Below are 21632 nucleotides of genomic sequence, written 5' to 3' on the forward strand. Positions count from 1 at the left end.
GCTCGTCAGGCTCATAACCTGAAGGCCGCAGGTTCAAATCCTGCCCCCGCAACCATGAATTCCGTTTGAAAACGAACGCTTAGGCCGCCTCACGGGCGGCCTTTTGCTTTTCTCCAGCGCCAACTGGAATCATATAGGAATCATCAGGAAACGAAATCTCGCGTAGTTTCATGACGCGGGATGTGCGCCAGAAGAGGGCCGGGAAGGGCCCGAATCGGTCTGTGGTCCTCAGGTTGCGATCTGGGCGACGCCATTGTGATTTGTGTGCACGGCCCCATAAAAGGCTCGGAGATGCCCACAAAAGCCCGCATCCCTACCTTATGACTTCAATGATCGGATGAAACAGGCGACAACAAAGGCTGTGCCGACGGGTTTGGCCGTCGCGTTGGGTAAGTCAGCCTTATGTCCAAAGCCGATCTGAACCTCTTACACGCTCTGGATATCCTGATCGAAGTCCAGAGTGTGACACTCGCCGCCGAACGTCTGGGGACAAGCCCGCCTTCGGTCAGTCGCTTGTTGGCCCGAGCCCGCGACATGCTGGACGACCAGATTCTGGTGCGGGCTGGACGCGGGCTGGTTGCGACGGAACGCGCCAAGGAGCTTCAGTCCGGCATCCGTCATCTTCTTGCTGAGGCGGATACCCTGCTGAATGCTCATGCGGCGTTCGATCCCGGCGGGCTTGAGCGTCGTTTCACGATCCGGGCCAATGATGGCTTCACGGGGGCGTTCGCCTCCGGTCTATACAATATTCTTGCCGATCAGGCCCCCCGCGCGACTCTGCGTTTCGCGCAGGAACATGAGTTCGATGATGAGGCGCTTCGCGAAGGGCGGATCGATCTGGACATCGGCGCAAGCCGCGCGATGGGACCAGAAGTTCGGCTTCAAACCATTTTTCGCGATCATCATATCGCGCTTGCCCGTGACAATCACCCGATCTTCTCCACGGATATTTCTCCCGAAACCTTCGCGGCTTTTCCGCATATCAGCGTCTCGCGTCGTGGTCGGTCCACCGGGCCGGTCGATGAGGCGCTTCAGAAACTCGACCTGACGCGACATGTCCCGTTGATCGTGCCCTCGTTTCTGATCGCCCTTTCGGCTCTGGCCGGCACGCAACTGATCGCACTGGTGCCACGGCATGTCCTGCCGGTCGTCCGCAACCTCGGCATGGCGCTACGCTGGTTCGATATTCCGCTGGAGCTTGAGAGCGTCGTTCTGGCGCAGGCATGGCATCCCCGCTTCGACGCCGATCCCGCCCATCGGTTTCTACGTCAGTGCGTTCGGACGGTCTGCCAGTCCTTTCCCAATGGATTTCATTTTATGAAATGACTCTTTGCCGCCTTTGTCATGTTTTCCCGGTCCCGCCGCAGTCAGAACAGGGAGCAGAAACAGACAAGGTTATCTCCCGATGTTGGGAATAAAGAGAAAAGAGCGGCAGAAATTTCCAGTTACGGTCGAGAGTGTATCGGACATAACGCCTCACATGCGACGTTTTCGCGTTGCGGGGGACGCGTTACGCACACTTGAACTCGACGAACCCGCACAATGGATGAAGGTATTCGTTCCTTGCGCAGGTGATCAGTCCCGTGTCGGACGGGCCTATACCGTCCGTAACTTCGATCCTTCTAACGGACGTATGGATCTGGATTTCGTGCTGCATGGCGACACAGGGCCTGCGTCGCGCTGGGCGGCGCATGCGTGGCCCGGCGAGCAGATCATCATCGCCGGACCAGGCAGGGGCTATCCGGTCGATCCAACAATGCGGAATCATCTCCTGATCGGTGACGCGACCTCTCTGCCTGCGATCGCGGCAATTCTGGAGGTCCTGCCCGAGACGGCGGAAGCGGTCGTTTTCGTGGAAGTGGCCACCCCCGAAGAAGAACAGCCGCTCATGTCCCCCGCGTCGGTCGAACGCACATGGCTGCATTCCGGCAAGGAGTGGCCCGGTACAACAGGCAGGCTGGAGCTTGCGGTCCAGAACGTCGCACTGCCACTTGACGACTGCTCGGTCTGGGTCGCGGGGGAATCCCTCATGGTGCGATCGCTGCGGAGTTGGTTTCTTGCCGACCAACGGCTGAGCCGCTCCCGGCTGCATGCGAAAGGCTATTGGAAACTCGGTGTCGCGGATCATCGCGACCGTGACTGACCAGATCGATATTATCTCCGACAGAGATCCGAAAATGCTGAAAGCGTCGCCATTTCGACGGCGGCTTCTTCTCATTCTGGGCACAGGACTGATTGCGTTATCAGGATGTGCGCCGGGCCGTGACGAGAAGGCTGCCCGAACACCCGATGATCTTTCGTCGCTCCGCGCGGGGCGGGAGATCACGTCGGCGCAACATCGTGCCAGCCCACTCGCGGCATGGTGGTCTGTCTATGCCGATCCGCAACTTGACGCGCTCGTCGCTCAGGCCCAACAGGATGCGCCGTCCCTCCAGATCGCGCAGGCGCGCCTTCGCGAGGCGGAAGCGGTCGAGGGGGCGGCGCGGGCAAACCAACTGCCCCATGTTGATGGCTATGGCTGGATCGCGGGCGAGCAGTTTCCCGGTCATTCATATTATCCGGCCCCGTATAAGGGGAATTTCGGTAGCGAAGGGCAGTTTCAGCTCGACGTGCAATACCATGTCGATTTCTGGGGACGGTGGCGAAAGACAACCCGAGCGGCGGCATACTGGCAGATCGTCGCCGAGCAGGAAGCCGCCGATGCGCGGCTATTGATCGAGACGGCGGTCGTCAACGCCTATGTGCGGCTCGACGCAGCCTACAAGATGCAGGACGTGGCCAGAGCCGGGCTGTCGCGGCGTGAGGGCGTCGTTGCGATGCTGACCTTGCGTGCAAAAGCCGGTCTTTCAACCGACATCGATGCCGTAGCAGCCCGTGAGGCCCTGACCGATACACGCAGCCAGATCGATCTTCTGGACGGTGAAATCAGCGCGCGTCGTCACGAAATCGCGGCTCTGCTCGGCAAGACGCCTGCCTTCGCAGACGGATTAAACAGGCCGCGCTTGCCATCCATTGCCGATCCTGCGCCCCTGTCCTCCGTACCAGCCGTGTTGCTGGGCTACCGGCCGGACGTTTCCGCCAAGCGTGCTGCCGTCGAAGCGGCGGCCAACGCGGTTGGGGCGGCACGGGCCGCATTCTATCCCGACGTGGATCTCGTGGCGTTCGCCGGTTTTCGGGCACTCGATATTGGCCATATTTTCCGCCCCGGCAGTGTGGCGTCGCAGTTCGGACCTGCGGTCACACTCCCGATTTTCCAGGGCGGCCAGCTTCGTGCGGCGCTCAAGAACCGGCTTGGTGAATATGATGCGGCGGTCAGCGACTATAATGCGACCCTCTCTCGCGCATTGCAGCAGGTGGCGGACGGTATTGCCAACTTGAAGGCCGGACAGGCGGCTAAAGGTGAAGCCGACCGTGCTGTCAGCTATTGGACGCATGTCGTCGAACTCCAGAACCTACGCCAGAAAAACGGCATTTCCGACACGAACGACCGGCTGGACGCGGAAACCGCGCTGCTCTTGAGCAGGCGACGTGCCGTGGAGGCTGACGCGCGTATCGCCGTCGCCCAGATCACACTAATCCGCGCCCTTGGTGGCGCCTGGTCCCCGACTTTCACTTTTACCTCAGGGCAGACATCCCATGGCTGACACACAACCTCCGGCCGGGACCGACCCCGGCACGACACGCCGCAAGCGCCTCCTTGTCATCGGGAGCGCTCTTGCGCTCATCGGCATTGGGTGGGGAGCCTATAAATTTCTGTCCAACGGCGCGTTGGTGTCCACCGACGATGCGTATGTCAACGGCCATGTGGTCGCGGTGACACCGCAGGTGGCCGGAACGGTGCGGGCCATCCTCGCCGACGATACCGATCGCATCCAGTCCGGGACGACTCTCGTCGCCCTTGATCCGAGTGACATGCGTATTCGGTTGGAAGCAGCGAACGCGTCGCTCGGGCAGGCCGTTCGGCATGTACGTCAGCTATTCGCCGATGTTCAGGAAGCCCAGGCTGTCGTCGCAGTTCGTCAGACGGAACTGGATCGTGCGACCGCCGACCTCAGGGCACGGCGTATGATCGTAGGGCAAGGCGCGGTGACCGCCGAGGAAGCGCGCCATGCGGCCGATACCGTCAACACCGCCACCGCCGCGCTGAAGGCCGCGCGGGATCGCTATGCGGTCGCCCTGTCCCAGACCGCAGGAGTAACGCCCGCGACTCATCCTAATATTCTGGCCGCCCAGGCGCGGCTCCGTGCGGCTGCGCTGGATCTGGAGCGCGCCACGATCCGCGCGCCAGTCGGCGGCATGATCGCCCGGCGCGACGTGCAACTAGGGCGCAGGGTGGCGGTAGGCGAGCGGCTGATGGCCATCGTGCCTTTCGACCAGTTCTGGATCGATGCCAATTTCAAGGAGGGTCAGCTTGGGCATGTCTGCGCCGGGCAGCCAGCGACGATGACAGCCGATATCTATGGAAGCGGCGTCACCTATCATGGCCGTGTTGCGGATGTGAACGCGGGCAGTGGCGCAGCCTTTGCACTGCTTCCCGCGCAGAACGCGACGGGAAATTGGATCAAAGTGGTGCAGCGCGTGCCTGTTCGCATCATCTTCGACCCGTCCGAGCTTGAACATCACCCTCTGCGTATCGGTATGTCCACCGATGTTACGATCGATACGTCGCGTTGTGAGGCAGGCAAGACGCCGCGCGAGTCTTCAGCGGTGGAAACCTCGCTTTACACGGCACAGAGCCACACGGCGGACGAGCAGGTCGCAGCGGCGATGAAAACAGCGCTGGGGGACACGGAATGAGCCGCCCCGCACCCCAGCCGATTACGCCGCTATCCGGTGCGACACTGGCCTTCGCTGCGGTGACGATCGGGCTGGCTTCCTTCATGTCAGTCACGGATATCACCATAGCCAATGTGTCGGTGCCGACCATTTCCGGCAATCTCGGCGTCAGTTCCGAAATCGGCGAATGGACGATTACGTCCTTCGGGATCGCCAATGCGATCTTCATCCCCCTGACCGGCTGGCTTTCGCGCCGTTTCGGACAGGTGCGTCTCTTCGTCGGTGCGGTCGCGGCCTTTACCCTCGCCTCCGTTCTATGCGGTATGGCGCGGTCATTTCCGTTGCTGCTTGGTTTCCGCGTGCTTCAGGGCATGGTGTCCGGCCCGATCGTGCCGCTCAGTCAGGCATTGCTCGTCGCGGTCTTCCCGCCGCAGAAACGCACGCTCGCGGTCGCCATGTGGGCGATGACCAATATGGCCGGTCCTGTCGCGGGGCCAGTTCTCGGGGGCTGGATCACGGATACATACACATGGCCGTGGATCTTTCTGGTCAATGCGCCGGTGGGTGTTTTCGTGGTGATCGCAACCTCTTCGCTGCTGCGCGGGCGTGATACGCCCACGGTGAAATTGCCGGTGGATGTGCGTGGACTATGCTTTCTGGCTTTGGCGGTCGGATGTTTGCAGGTAGCGCTTGATCGCGGTCGGATTCTGGACTGGTTTTCGTCGCCGTTCATCTGCACGATGTCGATACTGTCCGTACTGGGCTTCATCTTTCTTGTCGTCTGGGAGTTGGGCGAAAAACACCCGATCGTCGATCTGCATTTCTTTGCCTATCGCAATTTCGCGGTGGGGACGGTCGCCGTTGCAGTCGGGTTCGGATTGTATTTCGCTGCCCTCGTGGTGCTGCCGCTCTGGCTTCAGGAAGATATGGGCTACAACGCCACCTGGGCCGGGCTCGTGACCGCGCCGATGGGCGTATTCGGCATCCTGCTGGCTCCTTTTCTGGGAAGCTGGGTGCGTAAGGGGGATGCGCGGCTGTATGCGACTGTCGCCTTCATCGCCTGGGCGCTGGTTGCGTTGTGGCGATCGAACTTTACCACGGATATCGATGCGCGATCGATCGCTCTGACCTGTCTTGCCCAAGGCATCGGGATAGGCTTTTTTCTTACACCGCTGACGGCGCTCTCCCTGCTTGGTATTCCGCCCGAAAGGGTCGCGGCGGCTTCGGGCTTGCAGACGTCCGTGCGTATGACGTCGGGCAATCTTCTCGCATCACTGGCGCAGACGTTCTGGGATCGTCGGTCGCGCTATCATCAGGCGCACCTCGTCGAGACGCTGACGCCTTATCACGACCGGGCAACCGATGCTGTGTCTGCGCTTCGGGGCGGTGGCCTGACGACAAATCAGGCGTGGGGCGCGATCTATCATAACGTGCTCGTGCAGGCCGATATGATCGCGATGAACGAATTTTACGTGCTTTCGGCAGCGGCTTTCACGATCGCCATTGGCATCATCTGGATCGCTAAATCACCCCAAAAGCCGGGTTGAGACGGTGTTTTCCGGCAATCATCCGGGGTCCGCTTACAACATCCGCGATCTTCGTCGTGTGATTCTGGTCGCCGAATATCGCAGCATGCATCGCGCGGCGTTGCAGCTTGGACTGGATCAGACGACGCTGAGTCGGAGTGTGATAGCCGTGGAGCACGCGATGGGGATCAAGCTGTTCGACCGTTCTCGGACAGGCTCCCAAGTGACGCGGGATGGTGCGGAGTTCCTGAGTGTAGCGTCCGGCGTTCTGGCGGAGATGGACAGGGCGGCAATTGGATTGCGGCTGCGTCGCCGGGGTCGCATCGGAACATTGAGACTGGGCGTGCAGACGTCATTCGCGTCCGGCCCCGTCGCGGACATGCTTGATCGCTACGAAAAAGCGTATCCCGAGGTCGAGACGCAGATCACGGACGACACGCGAGAGGGGTTGCTGCGGGAGCTGGCGGCGACGCGACTGGATGCAGCGATCGTCCTGTCTCGTGACGGCGTATGGTCCAACTCCCGCGCTCTGCTGGGACATGAGCGTCTGATGGTCGCCATGGGAAAGTCTCATCCTTTGGCCTTCCGGACAAACCTGCCTTGGCCGGACCTATCGCCTTATGTGATCATGATTCCTCGCAAGGGCGCGGGAGCCGAAATCCTGCGTTTGGTGTCACAACATGGCGCAGAGACCCAGCAGCTTGCTTTGCAGGACACCAGCATCGACCGGCTTTTGGCGATGTTGGCACGCCGGGAGCGGGTATCGATCGTTACGGCCGGGGCGGTCGGCATGGGCATGGAAGACATCGTGTTCCGCCCGCTCGTGTCGGACGGGGAGCCTGTGTTGGTACGTCACATACTGTGCTGGCGCGGAGAGGATGAAGACCCCGTTGTCGGGCGTTTCGTGGAACTGGCACAGGATTACGACTGGGACGGTGGCTCGTCGGCTCTATCAGTGGGCCTCTGACGCATGCCGGGAATATCGAGCGGGATGTCATCGCGGAAGGATCGCCCTTGAGAGAGCCGCCGTCCCAGCGTGTCCAGAAACCGGGCAAAGCGTTCCTGTCCCAATGCACTGGCGGCGGCCTGGGCCTCGGCGGGCAGGGGCGGCATCTGTCCCAGTGAGAAGCGGATGAACAGGGCATGCGTTTCCAGCGCGATCAGCAGGTCACGCTCCTGGCGCTGCATGTGGCGGGTCAGTCGGTCCAGCCGTCGCGTGAGGGCCGCTTCGCTTTTCTCTGCGCTGTCAGGGGACAGCAAGGACGCGACCGCTGCTTCCACCACAGCGGAGCGCGTCACCTTCCGGCGCGCGGCAACATCACCGATCTGCGAGATCATGGAGACAGGCAGGGAGACGTTCAGGCGATCACGCATGGAAAATGTCCTTGAAAACCCATGATGTGACCGAAGCCTTTTTCCAGAAACAAGACTGAAATCGTGCTCTCCGTATCGGAGCGAGCCATGACGTAAAAGAACGGGTAGCACGGGTCACATGCTGATCCCGAGATCGCGTTTGCGGTCATGTCGCCAGTCGACTCCCCCGTCATCACGGGCGACGCCATCGACATACCGGTCGTGCTGTTTCTCCAGCGACGGTGCCCAAGGCACAAGCTGGAATCCCATGCCGTTGTCGATCATGGCGAAGCGCCCCGAGGACAGGCTGAGGCGTTTCACATACTGGCCGGTGACGAAATTGCCCGGAATGCTGCGCTCGTAGGCCAGCCCGCTTTCCTTCGCGAGTTTTCCGCCAACCTGATCAAGTTCCTGCTGACGCAGCGTGGCTAGAAGATTGCGTTGATAGCGGGTGGAGCCATCGGCATAGAACGAAGCCAGCCCGCGATCCGCAAGATGCCGGGTGCGTTCCTGCATCGCCTGCCGGACCTCGGTCCCGAAGCCGGCGCGGGCGAGTTCCATGGGCTGGCGTTCCACCAGCCGGTGATCCAGCCATGTCGCGCCCGGCGCTTTCACCTGGGCGGCGAGGTCCAGATCGGAGCGGGCGGACAGTACGAGATAATTCTTTCCGGTCGTCCTGCCGGTCGCGGTGCGGATTTCCACGATGCCGTCGTCGCGGGGCGCATCGCGGAACGCCTCGACGCCGGGGAAGCGGACATGATGGATGCGCCCGTCGGTGGCGTCGATTACGGCATAGGCTTCGCCGGTCAGTTCGTTGTGCAGCCCACGCTCCAGCAAGCGCCCCGTCAAGGCGACGGGCTGATCGCGCCCGGCGATCACGTAATCGCCGGGAGAGATCACCCGGTCATGGTCGCGCCCCGTCATGGCGCGATGCATGGTTTTGATGATATCGCCGCGCGCGCCCATCTCGCGCAGCGTGTCCACCATGTCGGGCGTGAGTGACCACCGACCCGGTCCTTCCGGCGTGGCCAGCCCCATGCGTTCCAGAGTCTGCGCCCTGCCGGTCAGAAGGGCGCGATGCGTCGCGTCCTGGCCGAAGCCGGTAGTGGCGTCAGCCCGCAGATCCACGATGCCCATGTCGTCGGCATGGCGCTGCAACTCGGCATCGAGCCGCGTCCAGCGTTCCGCCATCACGTCTTGGCGCAACGCGGCCTCGATTTCATGTTCGGCGCGCGGGCCGAGTTCCAGAGACACCAGATCCTCCGCCCGAGAGCGCAGCCCGTGGCTGATATAGTCGCGGGCGATCACCAGATCGGCCCCACCCTGATCGACGCCACGCACGATCAGATGGACATGCGGGTTGTCAGTGTTCCAGTGCGAGACGGCGGCCCAGTCCAGTCGCGTGCCGAGATCGGCTTCCATCTGCTGCACGAGGTCGCGGGTAAAGCCGTCGAGGTCCGCCATCTCCGGTGCATCCTCGGGTGAGATGATAAAGCGGAAATGGTGGCGGTCATCTTTGCAGCGGGCGGCAAAGTCGCTCGCGTCCACCTCCTGACCGTCCGGCCCGAACAGGTGCGCTTTCTCGCCGTCGCGGGTGACGCCATCGCGGCGCAGATAGGCGAGGTGATCGGCCAGCGATCCGGGCCGGTTACCTCGCCTGGTCTGTCGCACCACGCGAGCCTTGACGGTGACGCGGCGATGGGCGTCGAACAGGCGGCTTTTGCCAAATCGGGAATGCCCCCGCCCGAAGGTCGAGGGGCCGGAGCGCGGACTGCTGCCTTTTCCCTTTCCGGGGCTGCCGCTAGCCCCTCCTCGTCGGGAGGCATGGAGCACCTGCGCCAGAAAGGTTCGAGGCCGGGCACCACCTCCCTTGCTCTGGATGCGGCCCGGACGGACACGGAAATCTTCATCACGGGCCATCAGAACCGCACTGTGCAGGAAAATTCCGCAGGGAAGCAGGGCAAAACCCAAAACCCTGCACACGACCGACCCAGTCTGCACACCAGAAGACGAAGCGCGCCCGCGCTTCGTCGCCCGACGTGGCAGGCCGTTTTATCTTGCCTTCCTCTTTTTCTTCTTCCTGATGTCGGTCGAATACATGAAGCGCCACCGAAAAAGCCGCGCCACGATGGCACAAACCTGCGCCAATGCCGCAAACAAGACGTCATGGCACGCTTCTTTGCGACATAGGGACGAATAGGCCACGAGGTGGGGTCTCCGATCGCATCACGTGGACGAAAATCGGCATCACGTCGGGCGCGTCCAAGGCCGCATCTCGGGATGCAAACGGGCCGACGAAAAGCTGATTCCCGGAAGGCGTTTTGACGTGTGACGGATCGACAAAAACCGCGTCGAAAACCGGATCGCCGAACGACTCTCCGCGTAGCAGCCGGGCGACTCTTGCGACGTATTTCTTCGTCTCGTCGGGAAGCGCGCGACTGGTTCTCAACAGTTCGTCGTACCGTCCGGGACCGGCATTGTAGGCCGCGAGGAAGCCCGCATCACCGTAGCGGTCATGCAGCCACCGGAGATAGGCCGCACCCGCTGTGATGTTGTCGCGCGGATCGTATGGGTCGGTCCCCAGATTCAGCGCCGTGCGAAGCTCCCGCCATGTGCTCGGCATGATCTGCATGAGGCCCATTGCGCCCTTCGGTGATACCGCCGACGCATCACCCTGGCTCTCCGCGCGCATCACCGCCGTGATCCACGCGGGCGGGATGTTCGCCCGCGTGGCTGCCTCGGTAACATAGGCATCGAACGGCGTGGCGCTGGCCATCTGCGAACTGGCTGCAAGACCGCCGCAAATCGGCAGCAGCATGAGCGCCGTTTTAACGCGGGCCATGACGCCACTCGGGCCGGTTCCAGACCAGCCGGAAGCTGTCGGCGCTGTCGCGGTCAGGCCTCAGCCGGACACGCAGCGGGCGGGCGAACAGCGGATCGTCGATCATCACGGCGAGCCACAGGCCGATGCGCTCGCCCTGCCGTGCCCAGGCGCAGCCGACTTCGGTCCCGTCATCATCCAGGCCGCGCAGGACGCGATAATCGGGAGCGTTTTCGGATGTGCGGTTTTCATTCGGGACGATGGCCAGATCGTCAGCCATGAGAAAGGATGTGATCTGCCCGAAAAACCCGTTTTCGGTGCGGGTGAAAGTACCAAGATGGATCATCTGCGTTGCTTTCTGTTTTGAGGATGTAATGCATTCATTGCAGCGGCGGAGGGAGCAGCACGGGTGATGGCATTTCATATGAGAGGGGTTCGGCGCGCCCGGTCGTGATCCAGACCGGGATCGCGCGCCCGATCACGGATACGGCGGGAAGCGGGCCGAAATACCGCCCGTCGAGGCTGCGCGGTTCCGCCGGGTTCATGACGAAAATCTCGTCAGGCAAGAGGCGATGGCAGCCTTGCCAGACGGGTAGCGGGCGTCCCCGGTGATCGCTGGCCAGCGCGCCGCCAGCACGTTCGCCGTCGATCGTGATGCTGCCTTTTGTCCGGCACACGTTTTGCCCCGGCAAGGCCGCGACGGGCTTCAGAAGCGGGACGCCGAACGGCAGATACCCGCGCGACGACAAGAGCAGCGCCAGCCGGTCGGGCAACCGGATCGCGGTGATATCTCCGACATGGAGCGCGCTGCCGGGCTGGACACGATACAGCCCGACCGGAACGCTGGCCGTCTCGTTCCACAACAGCCGGGGTGCGACATGCAGGGATGCGGATGCCGTGACGATGGCGATCCCGGTGAGCGTCGCGGCCAGCACGGAACGCCGGGTCATGACGCAAGCCTCTTTCGCGCCAGCCATGCCTTGTGCATGGCGCGCGTATAGGGGCGAGAGGCCAAGTTGGCGGCGATGCGACCGTTGAGGACGCGCCAGTGATCGGGGCAAATTTCGGCGGGGTGGAGCCCCAGTTCCTCGATAGCGTCGATCTCTTCCAGCACGCGCCGGACTTTCGGCCAGCCGGACACGTCCAGCAGCAACTCGCCGCCGGGGCGCACGAAAGGCACGGTCTGGAAGGCGGCACCCGGTTCCGCCGCGCGTACGATGTCGAAACAGGACACGACAGTCCCGTAATCATTGGCCGTCCAGCGGATGAAGCCGAACACACTGCCGGGGATGAAGGCGACCAGACGGCGGCGCTTATCCAGCACCTTGTCGGATACCGGCTGACCGAACCTGATCCAGTGTTCGACGCGCTTTTCGATGTAGGTCAGTTCTACGGTGGTCAGGCCGAGGACGGCGGCGTCGGAAGCATCCATGCCGGTCATGGTTCCTGCCTCCGGGCGCGCCGCGCGTCGATGACGGCGGTATAGGTGCCATCGGAGGTGTGGGCGCAGCGATGGGCCTGAAGCCAGGCTTCCACGTCGGAGCGGGCATAGAGGACGCGCTGGCCGAGTTTGAGGAAGGCAGGGCCTTCGCCGACGCAGCGGTATTTCTCCAGGGTGCGGGGCGAGAGGCCGAGCAGTTCGGCGACCTCGGTGGTGCGCAGATAGTCGCGCAGGAAGCGCGCGGGGACCGGGCGCGGCGGTGGCAGCGTCAGCGCAGGTGGCGACGCTGGTTTGTCGTGGGTCATGGAAACCTCCTGTCGGCGCGGCGTGCTTCAGGGCGTGAAGCGGTGGCGCTTACGGGAGGCTGTCGGGAAAAATGCCGTCAGGGAGTGGAGGAAATGACGCGCGCGGATTTCTCCCCCTCTTTGGCGTAGGCAGGCGTAATGGGGCGCATAAAGAGCGGGCGTCAGATTCCGTCGAGCAGGGTCACATATCCGCCGTGAACGAGGGCGCTGCCCTCGTCACGCAGGGCGCGGGCCATGGCGCGGAGGGCGGAATCGCCCCAGACCCCATCGGGCATGGCCATGGCGGCGGGATCGAGCAAGAGGGATGCGATTTGGCGCTGGCTGGCCCCGGCCTGACGGAGATCGTAGGCGTGGAGGCGAAGAAGGAGCCAGCGATGGCGGGTCTGGGTAATACGTCGGGGATGACGTGTCGGGAGCGAGAAGCCCAGCGCCACCGAGGAAAAGCGCATGGCTTCGTTCGTTCGGCGTCGGAACAACGGATCAAGGGGAATATGCAGCGCCGGGCGGATGATGGCGGCGGTACCGCCATGCAGGGAGAGGGAGAACGTCGCTTCCTGAGTGGTCAGGACGATGACATGGCCCATTGCGTCGGTTTTCTCGAAGACCACCTCTCCCAGCTTGGAAAATTCGGGCAGGGCGGGCGGCGCGAACGGATCGAACGCTGGTGTCAGTGTGATGATGCCGCTGGTGGCGTTGGGTTTCCAGATGACGGGAATACGGGTGATGGGGATATCGGGATCATGCGGGAAAACGCAGCCTCCATCGTTCGCAGAAACGGTTCCACTGTTTTCCAGCCCGCACTATGCTGTCTCCTGTGAGGTGGACAGTCTCCCGGTAGTCGTCGCGATAATTGTCCCAACGGCGCATAAAGGCTCCGGCTAGCCCGGCCTCGTCCAGACGGTCGAGTGCCCGCAGATCGGGTTCCGAATGCCAGATGCTGGTCGGCATGGCAGGCGCTCTCCTATCTTCGGGGGCTCCGTCAGCGGTGGGGACAGATCATGATCCTTGGCGGGATTCCTGTTTGCATAGTGCGAAGGGCGCATCACGAAATGGCGTGATGTGCGTCACATGAATCAACTGGCGGCCCGTGAGGGCCGCGTCGCTCGCGGTGCGGAGCGCCGCGTTGTCTCGCCTCGTTGTAGAGTGGTCAAAGGGCTGGATGATCGCAAAGAGAGTCATGACGAACGTGCTTGCCTATCGTTTCTTCGATAATCAGGTGCGCACCGCCACATCGTGAGCGAAGGTTTGTCCCAACGCCTGTGTAGTGATGCTGGCAATGCGATATCCGTTAGCCGGGGTTGTCAGATAGGAAAGGTAGGCTGCTGTGCGACCGCCGTCGTCACCATCGAGATCGGCGCGATCGCTGATTACCAGGCCGCCTTTCCGTAATGCAGGCTCCAGCAGGAGTAAGAGATCAAGATAGAGCCCTTTAGACGCATCCAGCAGGATAAGGTCGATCGACTCAGGAAGGTCACGCGACAACGTGGCGCGGGCGTCTCCGATGCGAATATCCACGAGGTCTGCCAGTCCTGCCTCCTGCAGGTTGGCGGAAGCCCTTTCTGCTTTATCGGGGAGAAGTTCCGATGTCACCAGTCGGCCCCCGCCATTGTCGCGTAAAGCCGCTGCAAGAAATAATGTCGAAACACCGAAGGACGTGCCGAATTCGATGATATGTTGGGCCCTGGTGCTGCACGCCAGAATATAGAGCAGGGCGCCGAACTCGGGCGTAACGGGTAGTCTGGCATCTTTCATGGCCTCGTAGAAACCACCCTGGCCGTCATGTGTCAGTCCTTTGGCTTGCGCCAATTGGCGTATCGCTGGATCTTGCGAGAGTGTCTCGGAATAAAGGCGATCAATCACACACTGAATCTGCGGTGCGAATTGTGGACGAAAGAGGGGGGTGATCATGGTGACTCCGCAAGGAAAACGAGAGGCATCCAAGAGTAATGGTATGGTCGCCGGTGGCGCTACTCGCATTTTCGTAGAGGGAGCCGACCTGTCATTTGCGCCAAGGAAATGGCCGCATCAGGCACGCTCAGAAGCGACGATCGACGCTATTTTAGAGGCGACTGCTCAGCTTCTGGAAACGGGACGAAGTTTCAGTACCAACGCTATCGCCGAACGTGCTGGCGTGGGAATTGCCACGCTCTACCAATATTTTGAGAACAAGGAGAGCGTCGTCGCGGCACTTAGTCGTCGGGTAAGGGAAACACTGGTCGATGATGTTGCGTCATTACTCGAAACCGCTTGCTCGTTGCCACTTTCCGAGGGTGTGCGCTGTCTGGTCGTCGCTGCCGTGAAGGCGGACAAGAGCCGTCCATCGTTTACGGTCCGGCTTGATCGGTTGGAGGCGGCTCTTTCTTTGGAAGCGGATCATCTGCTGGTAGCGGCTGAGCTTTGCGCGATTGTTGCGTCGTTCCTCAAGTGTCAGGGAATTGTTCAGGAGGACGATGCACAAATTCTGGCAGATGACCTGTGCACGATAACAGGGGCACTTATTGACGCTGCACACAATCGACAGATGCCTATCGATGATTTTCTGATTGACCGTATTACGCGAAGACTGGTCGCGATTATTCAGGGCGCGCTTTAAGTAGAATGGTTATTAATGCTGTCTTGTTTTTCCGCCGATCCGTGAGGATCGGCTCGCGACTACTTCGTAGTAGGTGACAGGCCGGAAAGAGGGAGGGGGCGACTTATGCCGCCGCCCGTCTCTCGCCCCAGTAGGCCAACCGCCGGGATGCCGTGGCGGCGTGGGTTTCGTCCAGTTCCATGCCCAGCCAGTCGCGGTCAAGATGCTGCGCCGCCACCAGGGACGAACCGGACCCCGCGAACGGGTCCAGCACCAGCCCGCCGGGCGGGTAGAAGGCATGAACCAGCGGGAGAAGTGCGGCGACGGGCTTTTGCGTCGGGTGCATCCTGTTGCCGGAGTAGGGCATGTCGATCACATCCGGGATGGGCTGGCGAGGTAATTTCGCGTCGCCCTTGGCCAGCAGATAGGCCGCTTCGTGGGTGTAGCGGACGAACCGCGCCGATGACGCATAGGACTTGCGGAAAATGATGTGCCCAACGGGCTGAAACCCCGCTGCCTTCCATGCCGCCATGAACAGGTCAATTCGGTTACAAGCATAGAAGGATACGGCAAAACCGCCGTCTTTCAGAACGCGGTGCATCTGGTTGAACGCGGGCCGGAGCCACGCAGCATTGTCGTCTTTGCGGATCGTCCGCCCGTCGCGGCCCCGGTAGTTCACCAGATAGGGCGGGTCAGTGAGGATGAAATCCACGCTCCTGCGCGGCATCGCCCGCATGTGGGCAACGCTGTCGCCGTGGTGGATCACATTACGGAAGGCCCCTTTTGCATTGTCGGTCATGTCCCTGACTCCTTTGCCGGTATCATCGCCGGTGGAAGCACCCTGCGTGCTTCCCGGAGGCGGGCGACCGCGCGGGAGAGTTGGGGACAAATGACGGCGGGAGTGGCCGGGTTGCGCACCAGCGGGGCGAAGCCCTGCGCCGTTGCGCGGCCCTGCTACTCTGTAGGCGGCGTTTGGGGGAAGGGAGGCGAAGGGCCTTCCTTCCCCTTCTTTGTCGATAGAGATGTGGATATAATCTCTTGTTTGTGGAGACGGTAGAAAGACTCTTCAATGAAGAAATCGCCTCGACATAAAAAATAAAAATTTGCCAATTTATTGGATTAATTGTGGAAAGATCCGTCTCTGATGTTGAAAAAAGCGCGCAATAGGGCGATGGCCTCATATGTATTTGGGGGATTATGTGGTTTTATGGCTATAATTTTGTTAATAGAAGAGGTATTAAAAATATCTTATATTTCAAATTTCCCCTTGAAATCCGATATTGTTCGGGATTTTTATGATAGATATATAGTAGTTAGAGCATTTTGGCACATAACGTCAGACCCCTCAAATGAAGTATTTAAGATATTCTACAATATCACCATAATGGTCGCGTTGAGTCTTTTTCTTGCAGGTGCTTGGTTTACGGGCAGAGCACAACGAGATTTTAGGTTAATATCTGACGCAGCCTCTTTTTTGGATCTTCAGAAATTGATTGGGTCAAATGGTAATAATCAATCTATCGGAAATATTCAATCTGATGGAAGTGTTACGATTAATCAAATAAATCATACGAATGAAGCGGTTGAAAAAATCGCGACAGGATTTTGGGATGGAATATTTGGAAAGCTGGTAGTGGGAGTTGTGTTTCCATTGCTCGTAGCGATAATGTCATTTTTTCTTGGATTGAAGTAGGAATGTAAGGATCATTTTCCTTCCGTTAACGTGAAAATCCGACTCTTTGAATAGAAAAGGCACATCGTCTGGGGTGGAAACTTAGTTGACCCTGTTTTCTAGCGCGACGTGCCCGAGCGCGCTGGCGATGGCATCCGCCACCTTGTTGGCGGTGGTGCGAACGGGATCGGTCTTTAGATGGGCATACCGCGCGGTGGTCTGCACCTGCGTATGGCCGAGCAGCCGCCCGATCATGGTCAGGTCAGCGCCAAGCTGGAGCGCATCGGATGCGAAGGAATGGCGCAGGTCGTGGATGCGCAGCGTGTCCAGTCCGGCTCTTGCGCGCAGGCGTCGCCACGGTTTCTGGATGTCGGTCAGATACTGGCCCTCCACCTTCCCGGTGATGACATAGGGATTGCCGTCGATCCGGGGAATCTCTGCCAGCGCGTCCAGCGCCGCCTTGCCTATGGGTACGACCTTGGCGCCGGTCTTGGAATCCGGCAGGCGCAGGACACCCGCGCGGACGTCCACATACTCCCATTTTAGGGTCTGGATTTCCCCCAGACGGCAACCGGTCAGGAGCAGTAGCCGGATGCAAGTCGCTGCTTCCGGCTCGCCGTTCGCCTCACGGAGCACCTTGCCCATCCGGGCCAGTTCGTCGGGCCTCAGGTAACGCTCGCGCTTCACTTCCTTGTAGCGTTTGACCTTCCAGCACGGATTGATCCCGTCTGACCGCACGCCCCACGTGTCGGCCAGGGTGAACATGATCGACAGCACGCCGAGCACCCGGTTGGCCTGATAGGGCGTCTCTTTCAATCCCTGGTGGAGTTCGACGACATCGGCGCGCGTCACGTCGATAACCTTGAGCGTTCCCAGCTTCGGGGTGATGAACAACTCCACGCAGCGGCGATACTCATATTGGGTCGAGGGCTTGCAGTGTGAGGCGACATGTTCGTCGAGGAACCGCTTGCCGAATTCTTTCATGGTCACGGCGGCGCGGAGCCGGTCGCGTTGCGCGCCGGGATCGCTGCCCAGCCGGACATCGGACAGATGCTTCATGGCTTCGGTGCGGGCCTGATCCGGGGTGAGGGGACCATGTGGGCCGATATTGACGCGGCGGATGCGCCCGCCCGCGCGGAACTGGGCGAGGTAGATTTTCCGTCCCGAGGGATGGACCCTGAGACCGAAGCCTCGAAGTTCGTCATCCCAGAGGAAATATTCCTTGCCGGTTCTGGCGGCGGCTTCGACGGAACGTTTCGTGATCTTGACCATGCTCTTGTCTCCAGCGCCGGAATCACTGGAATCAAATAGGAATCATTTGGGGGCGAAATCAGGCGATCCCGGTCAAGGAAGAGCGTGCCATGATTCGAGTAAAAACTTAAGGAAAACCGCCATTTATCGTAGAAAAACTGGCTGCATGCGGCAGAAGTGTAAGTATTCGACTGGAACTCATAACCTGAAGGCCGCAGGTTCAAATCCTGCCCCCGCAACCATGAATCACATTAAGAATCAAGTAGTTAGCCCGCTCTCCGAGCGGGCTTTCTGCGTTCTACGATGCCAACTGGAATCATCAGGAAACGAAATCTCACGTAGCAACGCTGCGTGGGATGGTGTGCCGCCAGAGAGGCGGGAAGGGCAGGAATCGGTCACGCTGCCTTCAGGTCGCGATCTGGGCGACGCCATTGCGATGTATATGCGCGGCCTCATAAAAGGCTCACATACACGATCCCGCTCAGAATACGCCGGTCATCCACGCATGGCACTCCGTGAGCCAGAGGGAAAAACGACTCAATCCGCTCCATTTGTCTCTCAGACAGCAAAAACACGTCACTCACAGCCTTATCTCCATCGGTAAACCTGTGAATCACAACGCTCGCTCAGTTCAATCAATTAATTAATAGGTCCCGAGCCTAGGGCTAATCGACATTTAAGCGATCCAGATCATGGTTTCTGCGAGATAAATGAGCCTATGAAATGGACTGTTCTGCGATCGTAACACGCTGCGAAACGACGAAAATGTTTGAGGCGATTGAAGCATCGCGCGATACGGTTTCAGTCTTTGTAAAAGAGCCTGCTCGTGCAGGATGAACACCTTGCGGTTCCGTTTTGTCGGAGTGATAGCCTCTGCGTTTATGACACCAATCCGTTCGGGGAACCCATTGGTATCATAAACCTTCTGCAATTACTGCGCCTGCACAGTCTGGCCTTCCAGCAATGCAGATGCCTGGATGGCGTTATGAACCTGACCGCTGGTAATAATGAACCGTAACGGTCGGCTCTGGGCGTCAGCGAGCATGTGGATCTTGGTGCTTAATCCACCTCGGGAACGCCCCCGGCGCCGTTTTGCGCCCCCTTTTCTCGTCGTCGTGTGCTGGTGGGCGCGGATGATGGTGCTGTTCATCCTCAGATACGCGTTGCCGTGATCGGCAGTGAGCGCGGGGAATACCTGCTCCCCCACGCCAACATGGTAAAAGTAGCTGAAGCACCGGTGGACCGTCTTCCAGTTTCCATCGTATTCAGGCAGATCGTACCAGTGGGCGCCGGATCGCAATACTCATAGACATCCGTTTACGAATAGACGGTTATCCGATCCAGTCCGCCCCGGGTCACTCGCTTTCCTAGGCAACAGAACCCTGATCTGGTTCCATATTGGCGACCTGCAAGCTCCAAACCCGTTTTCTCGGTTCATCGGATATATTTCTGAAGGGTTCGGCCGACCCTGTTGGCTGGCATTTCTATGAAATGGAAGCAGAGATATGCTGATATGAATGAAATCATCAGGACAGGAATCAGCATGACGGACATTTGCGTGGGTAGCGGTTCTGAAAGCAGGAAGGGGCTTATCAGACGTGCAACAACGACAATCACCAAAAAATGGAAAAGGTATATTCCAAACGATATATCCCCAATCTGGGACAGCCAGCGATACGACAAAATTCTGGACATATGATTTCTCGTCGCCAGTCCGTAAATAATGATCGCAGAAAAAAAAGCTTCAATCAGACTGCATAAGGGATCATGGAATGGAATTTCCCCTTGAGGAGTCAGTAGATTCAGGCTTTCTCGAACGCCAAGAAGTCCAATTACAGCAAGATAGAAGAATACGTCCGGGTATTTCCCTTGATGCGATTCCAGAACTCTGAATGTTAGAATTCCAATAATAAAGTCTACAGCATAAAAAATTGGCAGCGTCTTGCCACTTCCGCCAGCCATAAAGAAAGACAATCCTATAAAGGCCACCGTAGTAAAGACAGCTACCCATACGCGCCCAGTGCAAGCCTTGATGAAGAAAGGTAAGACAAGCGCGACTAGCATTTCACAGGCAATCGTCCAGTTCTGAGGGACGAGAGCGCTGTTCAGTCCGATAAAGCATTTAATTATAGTAAAACTGGATAAGGGCAGATCGTGAGGTAACAATCCCTGAAACCAGGCATTGACGAACGGAACGTTCCTTTCCGAGAAATTCGACTTTACGTAAATCAGGGACAGGGCGGTGACAACCATCAGGAGAGGTAATATTCGGAATATGCGGCGTGTATAGAAACCCGCAATCTCTCTCATTCCAAGTGGTCTTCTGAAAAAAGAAGGCGACAGGACGAAACCGCTCAGAACGAAAAATACAACGACTGCAGCATGGGAGTTGAGGAGAACATCCTCAAAGGTAAGCCAGAAAGAACTGCTAACAGGGAAACAAAGCACATAATGCCGCAGTAATACGACCAGGGAAGCAATCCCCCGCAGTGACTGAAGGGATGGAATATGATTATCAAAAGATTTCGTCACCTTGAATGATCTGCCAATCGTATGAGACACCGTTGCTTCTTTCTCCCGTAAACCTGAGTTCGCTATAAAACAGCTGAAATAAAAAAAGGAAGCACCCGAATACGGGTGCTTCCTTTCCTATCCCGAAATACTCTGGGTGCTGAAACGATCAGCAACCCCAATGCGACGTGTTGTGATACACGGGAGGCTGCGAGTGCGAAGCCGACTGCGTGGTCGACGAGAAGCAGCCTTGTGAACCAGTGTGGCTCGACACGGTGGAACAACCCCATGCACTGCCTGACTGGCTGAAGCTGCCGCCGAAGTGGTTGCTGCCACCAAACCAGTTGCTGCTGCTACCGCAGTTACTGGCCTGCCATCCATTACAGGACGAGAAAGCACCGTTCATTGCAGAAATGATCTTCTGAATGGAGGAGGCAAGATCGCTTCCACCGCAGCCACCGAAGCCCCAGCCCCAGTTTCCGCTCTGGCCACCGCAGGCAGTACCGCCACCATGGTCATGGTGCGTTGAGCTTCCGTCGTGAGCATTCCAGCCTGAATGTCCATCCGAGCCTGAATGGCCGTTATGGTCCCAGTGGCCACAATGATTGTCAGAGTTGCCTTTGTTGGCCGAGGCATCGGAGATCAGATAGTTTCCGCTCTTGTCCTGCGTGATCTGAAGCGTACCGGGGGTGTAACCTGAAGCCATCGATACATTGCTCAGGGTCAGCGTGTGGTTGTCGCTTTCCTGAACGACGAGGCTATAGCTGTCGTCGGAGTTCTTGACGTAAGAAGCCGACAGCGGGGTTTCCCCTGTATTGGCCGTAATACCGAATTCCGTTTTGCCGGAGACGTTGCTGAAGCTGGTGTCAACGGTTGTGTCCTGACCGTTGAGGAAGAACTGTTCGCTCGACTTGGAGTCGAAGGAGACAGAAACGCCTGTCGCCAGGAAACCCGTGTAGACGGAGCTGTCACCGGTCAGGGTGATATGCATCGAGTTGGCGATGTTGACGCCGTCCGTCTGGCTGCCGAATGTCGAATTGACAAGGTTCAGCGTACCATTGCCGTTCAGTCGTTCACCGTCGCCCATAAAGACGTTGCTGCGGTTGTTTTCAATGGTCAGGGTGCCGTTCATGACGTTGATGTCGCCAAGCTGAACAGCCGAGCCCGTATCGATTACAATCGATCCGTACTGGGACACCTGAAAAGAGCTCGTCGAGAAAACAGGCGAGCTTTCGCTGGACTTGCAGGAAGACGCCGTGATGTCGAGTGTGCCGTAATCACCAATCGTCAGGCTGGGAACAGCCGTCGAGCTTGCCGTTCCGGCTACTGCTTCAGCCGTGGCGGTGGAGCTGGAGGGATCGAAGAACTGTTTGTTGATGCGCTTGTCTGATGATTTTAGTTTTT

The 21632-nt window shown here is 59.2% G+C and carries 24 protein-coding genes and 1 pseudogene; 9 read left to right on the forward strand and 16 right to left on the reverse strand.

From position 1 onward, the window contains the following. Positions 1–402 precede the first annotated feature (402 nt). The 6 genes from ABF859_RS13225 (at position 403) to ABF859_RS13250 (ending at position 7269) form a co-directional block, all read left to right on the forward strand. On the forward strand, positions 403–1326 hold the full coding sequence (locus ABF859_RS13225; protein ID WP_415528174.1) for a LysR family transcriptional regulator: 924 nt from the start codon (positions 403–405) through the stop codon (positions 1324–1326). A gap of 79 nt (positions 1327–1405) precedes the next feature. Beyond that, the gene (locus ABF859_RS13230) at positions 1406–2143 is read left to right on the forward strand and encodes a siderophore-interacting protein (protein WP_415528175.1); all 738 of its coding nucleotides are present in this window, start codon (positions 1406–1408) and stop codon (positions 2141–2143) included. Next, entirely contained in the window at positions 2136–3644 is a 1509-nt protein-coding gene (locus ABF859_RS13235) for an efflux transporter outer membrane subunit (protein ID WP_415528176.1), read from the forward strand. Before ABF859_RS13230 ends, ABF859_RS13235 begins: the two co-directional genes overlap by 8 nt. Beyond that, entirely contained in the window at positions 3637–4797 is a 1161-nt protein-coding gene (locus ABF859_RS13240; RefSeq protein WP_415528177.1) for an HlyD family efflux transporter periplasmic adaptor subunit, read from the forward strand. The genes ABF859_RS13235 and ABF859_RS13240 overlap by 8 nt, the downstream gene beginning before the upstream one ends. Then, entirely contained in the window at positions 4794–6323 is a 1530-nt protein-coding gene (locus tag ABF859_RS13245; protein WP_415528178.1) for a DHA2 family efflux MFS transporter permease subunit, read from the forward strand. The genes ABF859_RS13240 and ABF859_RS13245 overlap by 4 nt, the downstream gene beginning before the upstream one ends. A 4-nt stretch (positions 6324–6327) precedes the next feature. Beyond that, positions 6328–7269 carry a LysR substrate-binding domain-containing protein gene (locus tag ABF859_RS13250; RefSeq protein WP_415528179.1) on the forward strand — a complete coding sequence of 314 codons (942 nt, stop codon included), beginning with the start codon at positions 6328–6330 and terminating at the stop codon, positions 7267–7269. Here the strand turns inward: ABF859_RS13250 and ABF859_RS13255 are convergent. The 8 genes from ABF859_RS13255 to ABF859_RS13290 all read right to left on the reverse strand — a co-directional run bounded on the left by ABF859_RS13255 (position 7224) and on the right by ABF859_RS13290 (position 12806). Further along, positions 7224–7676, reverse strand: coding sequence for a CopG family transcriptional regulator (locus ABF859_RS13255; protein ID WP_415528180.1), 453 nt, complete (start codon positions 7674–7676; stop codon positions 7224–7226). The two genes, ABF859_RS13250 and ABF859_RS13255, sit on opposite strands and share 46 nt — an antisense overlap. 114 nt (positions 7677–7790) lie before the next feature. Continuing rightward, entirely contained in the window at positions 7791–9575 is a 1785-nt protein-coding gene (locus ABF859_RS13260) for a relaxase/mobilization nuclease domain-containing protein (protein ID WP_415528181.1), read from the reverse strand. A 244-nt stretch (positions 9576–9819) separates the two neighbouring features. Beyond that, on the reverse strand, positions 9820–10431 hold the full coding sequence (locus ABF859_RS13265) for a lytic transglycosylase domain-containing protein (protein ID WP_415528196.1): 612 nt from the start codon (positions 10429–10431) through the stop codon (positions 9820–9822). 52 nt (positions 10432–10483) lie between these two features. Beyond that, positions 10484–10822, reverse strand: coding sequence for a DUF736 domain-containing protein (locus ABF859_RS13270; RefSeq protein WP_415528182.1), 339 nt, complete (start codon positions 10820–10822; stop codon positions 10484–10486). A gap of 34 nt (positions 10823–10856) precedes the next feature. After that, entirely contained in the window at positions 10857–11426 is a 570-nt protein-coding gene (locus ABF859_RS13275) for a S26 family signal peptidase (protein ID WP_415528183.1), read from the reverse strand. Next, positions 11423–11908 (reverse strand): DUF2840 domain-containing protein, encoded by a 486-nt coding sequence (locus ABF859_RS13280; protein ID WP_415528184.1) that lies wholly within the window; start codon positions 11906–11908, stop codon positions 11423–11425. Before ABF859_RS13280 ends, ABF859_RS13275 begins: the two co-directional genes overlap by 4 nt. Before the next feature lie 5 nt (positions 11909–11913). Beyond that, positions 11914–12222: a helix-turn-helix transcriptional regulator gene (locus ABF859_RS13285; protein WP_415528185.1), complete on the reverse strand. Its 309-nt coding sequence runs from the start codon at positions 12220–12222 to the stop codon at positions 11914–11916. Positions 12223–12383: 161 nt separating this feature from the next. Then, complete coding sequence (locus tag ABF859_RS13290) at positions 12384–12806, reverse strand: DUF2285 domain-containing protein (RefSeq protein WP_415528186.1); 423 nt, start codon at positions 12804–12806, stop codon at positions 12384–12386. On the opposite strand from ABF859_RS13290, the gene ABF859_RS13295 reads away from it, so the two are divergent. Continuing rightward, complete coding sequence (locus tag ABF859_RS13295; protein ID WP_415528197.1) at positions 12798–13040, forward strand: hypothetical protein; 243 nt, start codon at positions 12798–12800, stop codon at positions 13038–13040. The two genes, ABF859_RS13290 and ABF859_RS13295, sit on opposite strands and share 9 nt — an antisense overlap. Here the strand turns inward: ABF859_RS13295 and ABF859_RS13300 are convergent. Together ABF859_RS13300 and ABF859_RS13305 are read right to left on the reverse strand one after the other, a co-directional pair. Further along, complete coding sequence (locus ABF859_RS13300; protein ID WP_415528187.1) at positions 12961–13170, reverse strand: transcriptional regulator domain-containing protein; 210 nt, start codon at positions 13168–13170, stop codon at positions 12961–12963. The genes ABF859_RS13295 and ABF859_RS13300 overlap by 80 nt on opposite strands. Before the next feature lie 264 nt (positions 13171–13434). Then, complete coding sequence (locus ABF859_RS13305; RefSeq protein WP_415528188.1) at positions 13435–14130, reverse strand: O-methyltransferase; 696 nt, start codon at positions 14128–14130, stop codon at positions 13435–13437. Between ABF859_RS13305 and ABF859_RS13310 the strand changes: the two genes are divergently transcribed. Beyond that, on the forward strand, positions 14129–14815 hold the full coding sequence (locus ABF859_RS13310; RefSeq protein ID WP_415528189.1) for a TetR/AcrR family transcriptional regulator: 687 nt from the start codon (positions 14129–14131) through the stop codon (positions 14813–14815). The genes ABF859_RS13305 and ABF859_RS13310 overlap by 2 nt on opposite strands. Positions 14816–14918: 103 nt before the next feature. Here ABF859_RS13310 and ABF859_RS13315 read toward each other — a convergent pair whose 3' ends face one another. Continuing rightward, positions 14919–15593 (reverse strand): DNA methyltransferase, encoded by a 675-nt coding sequence (locus tag ABF859_RS13315; RefSeq protein ID WP_415528190.1) that lies wholly within the window; start codon positions 15591–15593, stop codon positions 14919–14921. A 345-nt stretch (positions 15594–15938) separates the two neighbouring features. On the opposite strand from ABF859_RS13315, the gene ABF859_RS13320 reads away from it, so the two are divergent. Beyond that, positions 15939–16487 carry a hypothetical protein gene (locus ABF859_RS13320; protein WP_415528191.1) on the forward strand — a complete coding sequence of 183 codons (549 nt, stop codon included), beginning with the start codon at positions 15939–15941 and terminating at the stop codon, positions 16485–16487. 81 nt (positions 16488–16568) lie between these two features. Here ABF859_RS13320 and ABF859_RS13325 read toward each other — a convergent pair whose 3' ends face one another. From ABF859_RS13325 to ABF859_RS13345, 5 genes and pseudogenes are all read right to left on the reverse strand, one after another. Then, on the reverse strand, positions 16569–17738 hold the full coding sequence (locus tag ABF859_RS13325) for a tyrosine-type recombinase/integrase (protein WP_415528192.1): 1170 nt from the start codon (positions 17736–17738) through the stop codon (positions 16569–16571). 443 nt (positions 17739–18181) lie between these two features. Continuing rightward, positions 18182–18301, reverse strand: a pseudogene (locus ABF859_RS13330) (IS5/IS1182 family transposase); the annotation flags it as partial. A 347-nt stretch (positions 18302–18648) separates the two neighbouring features. After that, complete coding sequence (locus ABF859_RS13335) at positions 18649–19017, reverse strand: hypothetical protein (protein WP_415528193.1); 369 nt, start codon at positions 19015–19017, stop codon at positions 18649–18651. A 134-nt stretch (positions 19018–19151) separates the two neighbouring features. Then, the gene (locus ABF859_RS13340; RefSeq protein ID WP_415528194.1) at positions 19152–20279 is read right to left on the reverse strand and encodes an acyltransferase family protein; all 1128 of its coding nucleotides are present in this window, start codon (positions 20277–20279) and stop codon (positions 19152–19154) included. Positions 20280–20397: 118 nt separating this feature from the next. After that, positions 20398–21632 (reverse strand): hypothetical protein (locus ABF859_RS13345; RefSeq protein WP_415528195.1); only part of this gene is annotated, 1235 nt, incomplete at its 5' end.

It is taken from the genome of Gluconobacter sp. (genome assembly GCF_047722525.1).
Classification (GTDB): Bacteria; Pseudomonadota; Alphaproteobacteria; order Acetobacterales; family Acetobacteraceae; genus Gluconobacter.

Coding starts and splice junctions, on each gene's coding strand:
- ABF859_RS13225 (WP_415528174.1), top strand. CDS start 403: ATGTCCAAAGCCGATCTGAACCTCTTACACGCTCTGGATATCCTGATC.
- ABF859_RS13230 (WP_415528175.1), top strand. CDS start 1,406: ATGTTGGGAATAAAGAGAAAAGAGCGGCAGAAATTTCCAGTTACGGTC.
- ABF859_RS13240 (WP_415528177.1), top strand. CDS start 3,637: ATGGCTGACACACAACCTCCGGCCGGGACCGACCCCGGCACGACACGC.
- ABF859_RS13245 (WP_415528178.1), top strand. CDS start 4,794: ATGAGCCGCCCCGCACCCCAGCCGATTACGCCGCTATCCGGTGCGACA.
- ABF859_RS13255 (WP_415528180.1), bottom strand. CDS start 7,676: ATGCGTGATCGCCTGAACGTCTCCCTGCCTGTCTCCATGATCTCGCAG.
- ABF859_RS13260 (WP_415528181.1), bottom strand. CDS start 9,575: ATGGCCCGTGATGAAGATTTCCGTGTCCGTCCGGGCCGCATCCAGAGC.
- ABF859_RS13265 (WP_415528196.1), bottom strand. CDS start 10,431: ATGGCCAGCGCCACGCCGTTCGATGCCTATGTTACCGAGGCAGCCACG.
- ABF859_RS13270 (WP_415528182.1), bottom strand. CDS start 10,822: ATGATCCATCTTGGTACTTTCACCCGCACCGAAAACGGGTTTTTCGGG.
- ABF859_RS13275 (WP_415528183.1), bottom strand. CDS start 11,426: ATGACCCGGCGTTCCGTGCTGGCCGCGACGCTCACCGGGATCGCCATC.
- ABF859_RS13280 (WP_415528184.1), bottom strand. CDS start 11,908: ATGGATGCTTCCGACGCCGCCGTCCTCGGCCTGACCACCGTAGAACTG.
- ABF859_RS13285 (WP_415528185.1), bottom strand. CDS start 12,222: ATGACCCACGACAAACCAGCGTCGCCACCTGCGCTGACGCTGCCACCG.
- ABF859_RS13295 (WP_415528197.1), top strand. CDS start 12,798: ATGGCCCATTGCGTCGGTTTTCTCGAAGACCACCTCTCCCAGCTTGGA.
- ABF859_RS13290 (WP_415528186.1), bottom strand. CDS start 12,806: ATGGGCCATGTCATCGTCCTGACCACTCAGGAAGCGACGTTCTCCCTC.
- ABF859_RS13300 (WP_415528187.1), bottom strand. CDS start 13,170: ATGCCGACCAGCATCTGGCATTCGGAACCCGATCTGCGGGCACTCGAC.
- ABF859_RS13310 (WP_415528189.1), top strand. CDS start 14,129: ATGGTGACTCCGCAAGGAAAACGAGAGGCATCCAAGAGTAATGGTATG.
- ABF859_RS13305 (WP_415528188.1), bottom strand. CDS start 14,130: ATGATCACCCCCCTCTTTCGTCCACAATTCGCACCGCAGATTCAGTGT.
- ABF859_RS13315 (WP_415528190.1), bottom strand. CDS start 15,593: ATGACCGACAATGCAAAAGGGGCCTTCCGTAATGTGATCCACCACGGC.
- ABF859_RS13320 (WP_415528191.1), top strand. CDS start 15,939: ATGTTGAAAAAAGCGCGCAATAGGGCGATGGCCTCATATGTATTTGGG.
- ABF859_RS13325 (WP_415528192.1), bottom strand. CDS start 17,738: ATGGTCAAGATCACGAAACGTTCCGTCGAAGCCGCCGCCAGAACCGGC.